At 67.3% G+C, this 10,953-nt stretch carries 7 protein-coding genes, 1 tRNA gene and 5 pseudogenes; 6 read left to right on the forward strand and 7 right to left on the reverse strand.

Translation table 11 applies throughout. The features are described from left to right. Window positions 1–110: 110 nt before the first annotated feature. Window positions 111–840: pseudogene (locus HCC78_RS34210) on the reverse strand (IS3 family transposase); the annotation flags it as partial. Window positions 841–1,036: 196 nt separating this feature from the next. Next, window positions 1,037–1,705: a hypothetical protein gene (locus tag HCC78_RS30105; RefSeq protein WP_172332437.1), complete on the reverse strand. Its 669-nt coding sequence runs from the start codon at window positions 1,703–1,705 to the stop codon at window positions 1,037–1,039. A gap of 327 nt (window positions 1,706–2,032) precedes the next feature. Between HCC78_RS30105 and HCC78_RS30110 the strand changes: the two are divergent. After that, window positions 2,033–2,314: pseudogene (locus HCC78_RS30110) on the forward strand (transposase); the annotation flags it as partial. Window positions 2,315–2,567: 253 nt separating this feature from the next. Here HCC78_RS30110 and HCC78_RS34215 read toward each other — a convergent pair. Then, window positions 2,568–3,006, reverse strand: a pseudogene (locus tag HCC78_RS34215) (transposase); the annotation flags it as partial. A 315-nt stretch (window positions 3,007–3,321) separates the two neighbouring features. Between HCC78_RS34215 and HCC78_RS30115 the strand changes: the two are divergent. From HCC78_RS30115 to HCC78_RS30125, 3 genes are all read left to right on the forward strand, one after another. After that, window positions 3,322–4,041 (forward strand): helix-turn-helix transcriptional regulator, encoded by a 720-nt coding sequence (locus HCC78_RS30115; protein ID WP_172332438.1) that lies wholly within the window; start codon window positions 3,322–3,324, stop codon window positions 4,039–4,041. A gap of 56 nt (window positions 4,042–4,097) precedes the next feature. Further along, complete coding sequence (locus HCC78_RS30120) at window positions 4,098–4,328, forward strand: hypothetical protein (RefSeq protein ID WP_172332439.1); 231 nt, start codon at window positions 4,098–4,100, stop codon at window positions 4,326–4,328. A 51-nt stretch (window positions 4,329–4,379) separates the two neighbouring features. Then, window positions 4,380–4,455: transfer RNA gene (locus tag HCC78_RS30125), tRNA-Val, on the forward strand. 702 nt (window positions 4,456–5,157) lie between these two features. Here the strand turns inward: HCC78_RS30125 and HCC78_RS30130 are convergent. The 4 genes from HCC78_RS30130 to HCC78_RS30145 form a co-directional block, all read right to left on the reverse strand. Further along, the gene (locus tag HCC78_RS30130) at window positions 5,158–5,385 is read right to left on the reverse strand and encodes a hypothetical protein (RefSeq protein ID WP_172332440.1); all 228 of its coding nucleotides are present in this window, start codon (window positions 5,383–5,385) and stop codon (window positions 5,158–5,160) included. 658 nt (window positions 5,386–6,043) lie between these two features. After that, a complete protein-coding gene (locus HCC78_RS30135) occupies window positions 6,044–6,451 on the reverse strand; it encodes a hypothetical protein (protein ID WP_172332441.1) in 408 nt (135 codons plus the stop codon). Window positions 6,452–6,758: 307 nt separating this feature from the next. Beyond that, window positions 6,759–7,430 carry a hypothetical protein gene (locus tag HCC78_RS30140; protein WP_172332442.1) on the reverse strand — a complete coding sequence of 224 codons (672 nt, stop codon included), beginning with the start codon at window positions 7,428–7,430 and terminating at the stop codon, window positions 6,759–6,761. 419 nt (window positions 7,431–7,849) lie between these two features. Continuing rightward, window positions 7,850–8,518 carry a hypothetical protein gene (locus tag HCC78_RS30145; protein ID WP_172332443.1) on the reverse strand — a complete coding sequence of 223 codons (669 nt, stop codon included), beginning with the start codon at window positions 8,516–8,518 and terminating at the stop codon, window positions 7,850–7,852. An 848-nt stretch (window positions 8,519–9,366) separates the two neighbouring features. Between HCC78_RS30145 and HCC78_RS30150 the strand changes: the two are divergent. Both HCC78_RS30150 and HCC78_RS30155 read left to right on the forward strand, forming a co-directional pair. Next, window positions 9,367–10,275 (forward strand): annotated as a pseudogene (locus HCC78_RS30150) (hypothetical protein); the annotation flags it as partial. Between the two features lie 224 nt (window positions 10,276–10,499). Beyond that, a pseudogene (locus HCC78_RS30155) lies at window positions 10,500–10,953 on the forward strand (IS110 family transposase); the annotation flags it as partial.

A 10,953-nucleotide genomic window follows, 5' to 3' on the forward strand; every position in this document is an offset into this window, starting at 1 on the left:
ATCTCCGGCATGGCCGCCTCCCAATTCGGATTGTTGCGATCCCACCTTGGCACAGCGATGCCGTCGGGGGGCGGTTGCAGCATCAAGGCCGATAGGATGGATGGTGTCACCAGCGCCTCCCGCGCATGCCCGTCGAGGATGTTGAGCGTCCGGCAGGCCCGGTCGCCGCTGGTTCGGTCCTGCACGAAGCTGCAGGGCCGGACATGGTCGGGGTGCCCGGGCTTCAGCCGCACGCAGGAGCCGTCGTTCAGCCGGAGCCGGCCACGCTTCCTTTGCCTGTGCGGGACTTTGAGACCCTCGCGCCGCCAGATGCGTGCCACCCGCTTGTGGTTGACCTGCCAGCCCGCCCGGCGCAGCAGCGCGGCGATCCGGCGGCAGCCGTAGCGGCCACATTCCCGGTCCAGCCCGATGACGCCGACGGTCAGCCGCGCCTCATCTTCCCGGCCCTGTGGCGGCTTGCGCTGCGTGGAGCGAGGCTGGCCGGGCACCCGACAGGCCCTGCGCTCGGAGGTGCCGATCGTCTCGCGCACATGCTCCGCGCACTCGCGGCGGCGCGGAGGACCCAGAAGTTTCCCCGGGCAGCCTCGGCCAGGATCAGCTTCCCGAGCGTCAGGTCGGACACCGCCCGCCGCAGCCTCGGGTTCTCCTTCTCGAGTTCCTTCAGCCGCGGCAGCCGCGCCCGGTTCATCCCGCCATGCCGCTTCCGCCACCGGCAGAACGCATGCTGCGATATCCCGATCCGGGCACCGCACCGGCCATCGACGCGCCCTGGCCATGCAGCACCCGGACTTGCCGAAGCTTGGTGGCGATGTCTTCTGCTTTCTCTCGCTTTCCATACATTCCGCAGTCCTCCTGTCCACCGGAATCCTGCCGGACTTCGCGCATTGTGGGTGGACCACTTCAGATGCGCGGGCTCAGCCGCAAAATGCGCCATTTCCGCTACCATGGCACATCAGGGACGCGGCCATGCCCTGGGTCGGCAACGGCGCTGCGTCTCCGCCCCGCGCGACGGGAACGGCCGCGCGGGGCGATTCCCTTAAAGCGCGTACTGTGCCCGCTGTCCGCGCGATGGCATGAGGCAGGCAATCTCGATGCGATAATGGCGGCCGTTGGAGGCCAGCCGGACGAGCTCGGCCGCGATGGGCAAGTCGCTGCCATAGGTCGAGGCCAGCCAGGACGTGGCGACGCTGTCGAGGCGGCCGAGGCTGTAATGGCTGGCCCGGTTGCCGGAGATCACGGTGGCACCGACGGAGATGATGCCGCCGTGCAGGCCGTCCGGTTCCCGCTGGAGCTCGATCTCCATCAGGCCGTGCAAGGAGTCGAACGGCTTCTCGAGTGCCCGAATGAACGCGTCTATCTCCCCGGAGTGCTGCTGGGTGCCCTTCACGCTGGCTTTGCCGCCGCGGAATCTCCAGGCGACCCAGTTCCCCTCGGGACGGTTCAGCGGAATGGCGGACTCGATCCACTCCGCAGGAGCCGGTCTGCGGAGTCCGGCGCTGTCACGGCCAACCCAGAGCAACCCGGGAGGATCCAGACCCTCCTTCGCGACGATGGCCTGGTTTGCTGCCATTTGCAGCGTCTCGACGGGGCATTCCCTCATCTTGGCCTGCTTTGTCCGTTCCAGAGAGGACGAAATCGACGGCGCCGCGACTGCGGCCATCACCAATACACACATGAACAGGGCTTGGATGAGGGGATCATGCATGAGGCGCGACTCCAAATTCGTTACCAAATGGTTAACGCATACCCGAAACTGCGCATCCAATCGACAACTTTAGAAGTAAAAATCAAATTAAAGGCCGCAGAAGGGGTGTGCGCCCGTGAAGAGCCCGCGAGGGAGCGCTGCGGCGTCATGGACAAGCCGCAGTGCGGTTTGGCGCGGAGACTTTGGAGGCAAGCTCGCCAGGCGTCCGGATCAGCCAAAATGCACAGGATTGACCTTGCCCGCGGATCCCGGGCTGGGAGTTGCATTCTTCCCAGAAAGAGGGACCCCACTTGAGCAGACAGCCCCGCCGCCGGGTTCAGGGAGCAGGCCGTCGCTTGCCTGTCCGGGCCGGGCGCCACCCAGGCCGGCGTCGCGCGCGAGCTCGGCGTGACGCCGCCGCAGCTGAAGGGCTGGCGGCCCGAACTCGCCGCCGCGGGCTCGGCCGGGGCGATCCGGCTGCAGCAGGCCGGGGCTGCCGAGCTGTCCGAACTCCGCCGCCCGAAGGAAGAGGCAGAGGTCATGCGGACGGCATCGGCGCAGGCCAGGTCCCTCGGAGCTGCCCATCGCGGCGCCATCGGTCCGAACCCGATGGGCGGCGGCGCGACCTGACCGGCGCCGCGCCGTGGCACACGCCGCCATCGCGCGGCTTGCCCGCCCGGACGGGTCGCGCTCGGGGGGGGGCGCTGTGCCGGGTGCTCTCGGCCAGCACGAGCTGGTTCCAGTCGTGGCGCGCCAGGCAGCGCGGGACGGCCTTCTTCCCGGGATGCGGGCGATCTTCGAGGCCAGCCATCGGCGTAATGGCGCGCCGCGCAGCCGCCAGCGGTTCGAGCCCGATGGGCAACGGCGCATCCGTCGGCAACTTGCCGGTGACGGTGCCGATCTCCTCGCCCTGCGGGATCTGGTCGAGAAGTTCGGCAAGCACAGGGCTGTCACCTTCGCGGCAGGAGGTGAATTCCACCGCCCGGATGCCGCCTGCCGCCTTGGCCATCGCCAGATGGACCTTGCGGCTCTGGGGGCGGCGATGGGGGCGTGCTTCCTGGCAAGCCACTCATTCATCGGGCTTCGGCGGCGCCACCGGGGCCACGGTCCCGTCTCGCTTCGGCGTCGGCTGATCGTGGAGAAGTCGGGCACCGGCCAGTCCGACCCTGCCATCCGGAGGATGTTGGACACTGGGCCGCCTCGCCATGGTCGCTCGGGCCAGCGGCGTTCAATGGCCCGATCTGCCGGAGCGGCAGGCTGGAGAGCACTTTCGCCATGGGGCAGAACTGGATGGCAGTCGCGGGGCAGGGTTCCGCCCGTCCGGCCCTCAAATCCTCGCCTTGAGGAATTGCCCCTGGCGCGGACCGGTCCGGACTCCCCCGGACCGTCTGCCGATCCTCCCCATTCGGAAGACTCAGGCGGACGCGCGGGCTTGCCTGCCCTCGGGGGCGCCTGTCCATGTCCTTGACCGGCGCGACCTGCGCGCGCAGGTCCGGGAGCCGGAGCAAGGTCAGGAGCGGCGGGGCCGATTTCACCGGTTGCGCCGGGGGCGATGCTGAGTCACCCTTTCTCCGGTTGCCCCGTTGCCGTGGCTGGCGCGCCGCGGTCCGGTTCGGGGCTGAGGGCGAAGGTCAGCGATGACTCTCGATAACCTGCAGAGAAGCCTTGCCGCGATGACCGATGCCGCAGAGCTCTGGCCTGCGCTTTTCGGCCATTTCCGCGAGCACGGGGCGGTCTGGCTGCAATACAGCATGTCCGAGCTGCTGCACGCCGGCGACGAAGAGCCCGCAGCGCCGATGGTCTGGTCGGCGGCCCCGGCCTGGGAGGGTGTCATGCTCGCCCGCCTCCGCGGCGATCCGCTGGCCGAAATGGCTCTTGCCCGAGGCACCCCGTCCGGATGGGGCGGGGCCGGCGCGCCCGGGGTCGCGCGCCAGCCCGAGTCCTATCGCCGCCTGCCGGGACCGGGCCTGGTCTTCGGCGTCTTCGGTCCGGGCCTCCGTCATGGGCTGGTCTTCGCGGGATTCGCGGCCAGTCCGGCGAAGGACACCGCCGCGGCGCTGCAACTTGCGGCCCAGGCGGCGCATCAGCGCCATTGCGCGATCTCGGGGCATCCGGTGGAGCCGCGCGGCGGGTTGTCGCGGCGAGAGCGCGAGGTGCTGGATCTGATCGCCCTCGGAAAGAGCAACGGCGTGATGGCCGAGCTTCTGGGGCTGTCGCGCCACACGGTCGACACGCTGGTGCGCCGCATCTTCGCCAAGTTCGGCGTGCGCGACCGCACCGCCCTTGTCCTCGCAGGCATCGCCAGCGGCATCCTGCAGGCCGGATCGGGAGGGATTGTCACGCGGTTGCGGGACTAACGCAGGTGCCGACATACCTGTAATGGAATGCCGAACCGATTTGGGACTCTCCTTGCATGATGGATACGGAAATAGAGGGCCAGCATCCGGCCCTCCGTCATTCGCTGCGCGACATGATGGACATTCTCCAGGGCTTCGAACGGGATGCCGGCCTTGGTCACGCGCTGCGGGCGGCCGCTCTTCTGGTTGAATTCGGTTCGGTGCAAACCGCTTTGGCGGGCAATCCGGAGGGTGCCGCCCGCCTGGTGCAGATCGCCGTGGAGCTGGAGCGCTTCGGTTCCGCCTGACCGCGCCCGCTTGCATCGGACATGGGCTTTCGCTAAGCCACAGCCTGCGTCGGGTGATTAGCTCAGTTGGTAGAGCGCTTCGCTTACACCGAAGTGGTCGGCGGTTCGAGCCCGTCATCACCCACCACGCAACCAGTTGGAAATGTGGTCGAAACCGGAACGTAAAACAGCATTTGCGAAGCGGTCTCCGGCTCCGTGAACCTGGAATGCCGGCATTGGACATCCCCGGCCGGGCCGCCCGCCGACGCCGAGGCTGCCGTGGGCATATGGCAGGGCATGACTTGGGCACGGGCCTTGCACGTGATCTGCACGTTCGAATGGCCCGGATGCAGGCATGCGAACTCGATCCGGGCCCTTGTGGCCGCCGTGTTGGGCGGCTGGCGGATACCTGCCAAGGCCAGCCCGGGCGGTGTCCTTGGCGGAGGCCGTCTTGATGCTCTCCGCCAGCTTGCCGTTGAATTCGGTCACATGGCCAGTCCGCGCTGCGGGCTTCGCGTCCAGCGGCGCCGCACGGCTGGTTTGGATCGACGGCACCGCCACGCGCCCTCCGCGTTCTGCCGTCCGGCAGCCCCAGATTGATTGTGCCGAGCTGGAAGCCCGCCTGGTCCCGGGCCAGGCTGAGGATCGCGCCAGTCCGTCCCGCCGTCGTGTGCGCGAACGTTGCAGCTGGCACGAGGTGGGGGGAACGGGCAATGACGACGGCATGCGCCCAGCGGAGCACGATGCGGCCTTTGGCACGCCGCCGGCTGCGGGAAACGCGGCAGGGCCAGGTCTCGGCCCGTCGCGGGTACCGGGCGCCGAGCACGGTGACGCCGATGTGCCGCATGGTTCAGGTGATCGCCCGTCCGGCCCGGTCTCCGGCATGGACGTCGCGGAGCGGTGCAACGTCCAGCGGGCAGGTGCTCGCGGCGCCAGGCGGCAATTGCCTTGGCTTCGGCATCCTGTGGTGCATGCGCCGAAAGCCGAGAATGTGGCCGTCTGAAATTTTCGCCGGTCCGGGACTCGGCATGGCTTCCGCGGCGGCATCCGGTTGCGCGGCCAGCCATGCCTCGATCACGTCAACGGCTGCCACCGGAAGTCGGCATGGGCGCGGATCCGGAATGCGGAAGAGCGGGCTCCCGCCCGCCTGGCACCCGGCCCGCGCTGCCGCGGCGCCGCGCACCCATCGGTCGGGGAGTTCTTCGGGAGTGAATGGCCGGGGGAGGGGCGTCAGATCCTTCTCCCAACCCTATCGAACCGATGGCCGCCGCTGGTGAAAACAAGCAGCGCGCCGTCGGCAGATGGTTTGCGCGAGCTGACACCAGGTGGCTTCGATCGTTCCCGCAGGCCCGAGCGCGAAGCGCGCGCGCATTTATCTCGCAGCATTGACCGCGAAAATGCTTTGCGCGGGGTCGACTTCGCCGGGCCGCGCATCCCTCCAGTGTTGCGCTGTCCCGGCAGGATCGTCGACAAGCCATGCCGGACTCTGCGGGATGCTCTCTTCGACTTGGACGACGATGAGAGGAGCACGGAACAGACGGTTCAAAACCCGGAAGCGGATTCGGCCCGTAAGGTATGGCTTCATGCAGGACTCTCCTTTCGGTTGAATCTTGCGATGTTTGGCGACGGTTGTCACGAGGCCTTCTTGCTGCCGCGCCTTCCTCACAAGATTGTTGCCAGGCGCTGCCCATGGGGAAGGAGACTGGTGCGCATCTGGCTTCTCCAACACCGGGTGGTCAGTCATGTCTCTGCGCCTTCTGCTGGATCAGCCTGCCCGGTCCCAATGCTTGGATGTGGTGCAGGGCGCGCTGCTTGGCGGTCTGCACGGCCGCCCGGTGTTCGCGGAGCAGCTTGCAGCGGTCACCCTTGGCGCGGCGGACAACGCCCGGTGTGGCAACATGGACCCGCCCGCGGCGCGCCTTGTGTTCGACGACGATGCAGCGCTGGAATTCCCAAATCGTCTCGGCCGCGTGGCCGTCTTCCGGCTCCGGCGGCTGGCGGCGGATCAGGCTCCGCTCGACACGGACCGGGCTGAGGCGCAGCTCCACCGCGGCGCCGCGGACGCCGGTCGTGCTGGCCCTCGGATAGCTTTCGGCGCCGCGCTGGAGCTGCGCGTCGGCCTCCATCGCATCGGCAGTGTTCATGAGGCTGCGGGCTGAACGAGCCTGCCCCTGCCGCTGAGCCTCGCCGAGCCAGGACAACCGGAATTCTCCATGGGGTGCGCTGCGGCAACAGGACGGAACCGCACCGCGGCCTGGCTCGCGCATTTTGGGAAGAGGCTCGCCGGGCGCCCAGCATGCGTGGGCCTTCCGTGAAGACCACATTTCAAATTATAGATCCTGCATTCGAACTCTGGAACTCTGCCTTTCCTTTCCGGTGATGCAGGTGGAACACAGGCCGACACTGCCGTAGCGAGCCTCGCGGCAGCAGGGGAAGCGCGGTGCGGTTCCGTCACAGCTTGTACTGGCTCCGCTCTTCTCTCGAGGGCATGAAACAGGCGAGTTCGATGGCGTAGCGCTTGCCGTCGGAGGCCAGCCGGACGAGCTCGGCCGCGATGGGCATGTCGCTGCCATAGGTCCTGGCCAGCCAGGTTGTGGCGACTCGATCCAACCGTCCGAGGGTGTAGTGGCTGGCCCGTCCGCCGGAGATCACGGTGGCGCCGACGGAAATGATGCCGCGGCCATGCGGACGTTCCTTTTCCCGCTGGAGCTCTATCTCGATCAGATCGTTCAAGGGGTCGAATGGCCCGGCGAGCGCCCGCATGAATGCGTCGATCTCCCCGGCGCATTGCCGGGTGTCCTTCACGATGGCGGTGCCGCCGCGGAACGTCCAGGCGACCCAGTTCCCCTCGGGACGGTTCAGCGGAATGCCGGATTCAAGCCACTCCGCCGCAGCCCGCCTGCGGAGCCCGAAGCCGCCATGGCCAGCCCAGCCCGGCCCGAGACGGCCAAGTTTTTCACTGGCGGCGACGGCCCGGTTTGCTGCCGTTTGCAATGTCTCGACGGGGCAGTCCCGCATCCTGGCCTGCTTCGTCCTTTCCTGCGAGGACAACATCGACCGTGCCGCAACTGCGGCCAGAACCAATACACACATGAACAGCGCTTGGCTGAGGTGGTCATGCATGAGGCAAAATTCCAGAGCTGCTACCAAAGTCTCAATTCATACGCCGAATCGAGGCTGGACGCGACAATTTTAAGTAAATTTACGAAAATTAATTTCCCGGTAAAGGCGTTAATCCATGGGGACTTCGCGGGCGTTCCGTGACCGTGGCTCCTCTCGTCCGATGGGCCGGTTCTCCAGCGGCAACGGGCGCAGTGAGATTTCGCAGGGGTGCGCTGCGGTCGCATGGATCAACCGCAGCGCGGCCCGGCGCGCAGACTTTGGGGAGAAGCTCGCCAGGCGCCCGGATCAACCGGACGATGCCTGAAATACGAAACATGCATCCAAAAAGCGAGTTTAAAGATCTTGCGAAGCCGCGATTGCGCGCTGCCACGCGGGCAGTGCCGCCCCGTGCGCCGGTCAGGACCGGACGGGCGCTTCGGTCAAAGCCTGTATTGCAACCGTTCCCCCCGGGACGGCATGAGGCAGGCAATCTCCGCGACATGGCGCTTGCCGTCGGAGGCCAGCCGCAGGAGCTCGGCCGCGATGGGCATGTCGCTGCTGTAGGATCTGGCCAGCCAGGCCGTGGCTCCGCGATCCAGGCGTCCGAAGCTGAAGTAGCTGGCATGGCCGCCGGAAATCACGCTGGCGCCGACGGATATGATGCCATGGCCCTGCGGTCCGCCCGGCTCCCGCTGCAGTTCAATCTCGACCAGGTCCTGCGACGGATCGAAAGGCTGTGCAAGCGCCTGAATGAAGGCATCGATTTCTTCGGCACAGGGCCGGGTGTCCGCCACTTGCGCGAAGCCGCTGCGGAACCTCCAGGCAACCCAGTTGCCATGGGGACGGCTCGGCGGAATGTCGAATCCGACCCAGCCTTCGGACGGCAGGCTGTGCAGATCGTCGACGTCGCCACCTCCGCGCGGTTCGAGGGCGTCCAGCTCTTCCTTTGCGGCAACGGCCCGTTTCGCAGCTGCGCGCAATGTCTCGATCGCAGCGGTCCGCTCCCGGGGCTGCTTTGCCGTGTCCGGAGCTGGAATGATCGACCGTGTCGCAATGGCCGCCATCGCGACCACGCCCATCGAAACCGTCGCGCCCAAGATGTCGTACATGGTTCAAAATTCCAAAGAGGGTCTCAAAGTCTGCGCGTTTATTTCCATTTCACGGGGATATCGAGAACTTTTTGCAATACAATCGTATACGATTTCGTGAAGTCGTTTGGCTTTCGGGGCCTTCCATGCAGGTGGCCCTTGCTGCCGCAACCGCCCCACGCAGATCGTTTCCGTGACGGCGGCATCGTTCTTCCGCCGCTTCGCGAAGGGAATCACATGGGCGGGCGGAATGAACTTGGCCTCGTGGCCGAGCTTCGCCAGCTCGCGGCCCGGGACATGCGCGCTGCCGCCGACCCCCGCCCCCATCGGGCGGGGTGGCAGACCGTCGGGGATCGCCGGCCATTCGGAGCTTCCGGCGAAGGCTCGCCATGTCCCCAACGTCGATGCCGTCCTCCGCCGCGACAGATACGCCGCATCGTTGCTTGACGCCCGCACCCTGGAACACGTTCTCGTCCAATCGCCCCTCGATTGCCCCGTTCGACCCGCTGCTGCGGATCGGCATGAACTCCAGGCCGTTCCGCCTTCTCCTCATCGAAGCCGCGGCTTTCCTGGTCTCCAGCAGGCGCCTGCCGTCGCCGATGGCGGACCCCTCGCTCCGAATGACGGATCAGGCCCGGTGCTGTGCAGTGGTTCCGCGGCGCCATGCGCATCGTGCCGACTGCGAGGCTGCGTCCTGAGCCGATCCGGCATCGACCACCAGACGATCTCCATGGCGGCGTTCGTCGTGGGCCTCAGAGCAGTGGCGGCACGATTGCCAATACCTTGACCGCTGCCAGGCAGGGACCACGGTCAGGACCCATTGATTTGGTTGGCTGGCGTGAGGCACCGCCCGGAAACGGGCGGCGAACATGTCTGATCTCCTCCGGTTGAGCGGCACGCAGATGGCGCGTCTCGGGCCCTGCTTCCCGAAGTTGCACGGCAAGCCCCGGGCCGGCGGACGCCGCGCCCCGAGCGGCACTGTCTTCATCAATCGCCATGGCTTGCGGTGGCGGGACGTGCCAAGGGAGCAAGGCCCTGACAGTTGAGGGGGACCGTGGCGCCAGCGGCGCCGCGACGGCCCCGGAAAAGCCCTGCAACCGTTGGAAGCGGCGGAGCGGCAGGGGCGTCTTCGCCCGGATCATGGCCGGCCTGGCTGACGGGCACGGGGAGGAGACCGCGGCGAGGATCGGCGCGGCCCACCCGGAAGCCCATCGCACGGCGTCCGGCCCGGGCCTCAAGAAGGGGGGCCTGCACGCCTGACCGGCCGCACCGGGGGCGGCATGACCCCTTGCCCTGCAGGGCATGGCGCAGCAATCTCCCGGGAGGGACGAAACGGCACGCCATCCGCGGCAGGCGGGCCATGCCGCGCCATTGGTCCGGGCGGCAACGGCGACTGCCGGTCCATCGATCCGTTCCCGGCTGCCGGACCAGCCGGCGGCCATATCCGGGCGCGTGCGCCGGCCAGCGGATTGCCCAAAGCGAGGTGGCTGCCCGGGGATAGTGGCTAATGAGCCATGTTGCGCCATTGGTCCAAGCGACAATGGCGAATAATGGCAAATGCCGACTGGTTCGTAGAAGCCTTGCAGGACAAGGACATGCGTCCCGGCATCCCGGGCCGGAAGAAACGGAAGACGCCCGTTCTGCACGGCAAGCGCAGGTACAAGCGCCGCAACCGGATCGAGATCATGTTCGGCAGGCTGAAGGACTGGCGGAGGGCCGCGACCCGTTATGAGCGCTGCCCGCAAACCTTCTTCTCGGCAATCTTCCTCGCTTCGACCCGGCTCTTGCAACGGCATTGCGGGGAACGACTTGGTCCCCGCAATGGCGGCAAGGTGAACATCGGCCTAGGCTGGGGTCCGGGGGTCGATCTCAGTCACATTCAGGCCATGAGATCCCGTAACGGGTCGGACGCAACTTTACAGTTGCCACCTGCCAGGTTCTGCGCGTGCAGTTGCGCTTTCCCGTATCGAACTCTCACGGAGGATGACGGGATGAAACAGAGGTGGGCAGCGAGCCGGAACCGTCGGCTGCCATGCTTCGGGGGCTTGAAGGCACCGTGGAGGCGTTCGGGCCCGAGGCCGGACCACTGCCGCAATGGCTGCACCGGGCACTGTCGGGGGCGGGCCCATCCGCTGTCCTCATGGAAACGCGACAGGTGAAGGGCGCCGTCAAGGCCATGCCTGTCAAGACCGGCAGGCGCGATGCGGAAGGGATCGCGCGCCTATTACGCCCCGGCTGGCTCCGACCGGTCCACTGCAGGCCGATCCCTGCCCAGGAGGTCCGCGCCATCCTGGCTGCGCGCAAGTCGATCCAGAACGGCATGGCCGCACCGGAAATGCCGCTGCGCGGGCTGCTTCGCAACGTCGGCCCGAAGGTCGGTGCAATCCCGCGCGGCAGGGTCGGGGCCCGGATCCGGGAACTGGCGGCAGGCAACACGATGCTCGAAGCCGCGGCGG

This window comes from Mangrovicoccus sp. HB161399 (genome assembly GCF_013184745.1).
Lineage (GTDB): Bacteria > Pseudomonadota > Alphaproteobacteria > Rhodobacterales > Rhodobacteraceae > Mangrovicoccus.

Bases quoted from the DNA above. Each gene is read 5' to 3' on its own strand.
- HCC78_RS30135 (WP_172332441.1), bottom strand. From the start codon at position 6,451: ATGAACACTGCCGATGCGATGGAGGCCGACGCGCAGCTCCAGCGCGGC.
- HCC78_RS30120 (WP_172332439.1), top strand. From the start codon at position 4,098: ATGATGGATACGGAAATAGAGGGCCAGCATCCGGCCCTCCGTCATTCG.
- HCC78_RS30140 (WP_172332442.1), bottom strand. From the start codon at position 7,430: ATGCATGACCACCTCAGCCAAGCGCTGTTCATGTGTGTATTGGTTCTG.
- HCC78_RS30115 (WP_172332438.1), top strand. From the start codon at position 3,322: ATGACTCTCGATAACCTGCAGAGAAGCCTTGCCGCGATGACCGATGCC.
- HCC78_RS30105 (WP_172332437.1), bottom strand. From the start codon at position 1,705: ATGCATGATCCCCTCATCCAAGCCCTGTTCATGTGTGTATTGGTGATG.
- HCC78_RS30145 (WP_172332443.1), bottom strand. From the start codon at position 8,518: ATGTACGACATCTTGGGCGCGACGGTTTCGATGGGCGTGGTCGCGATG.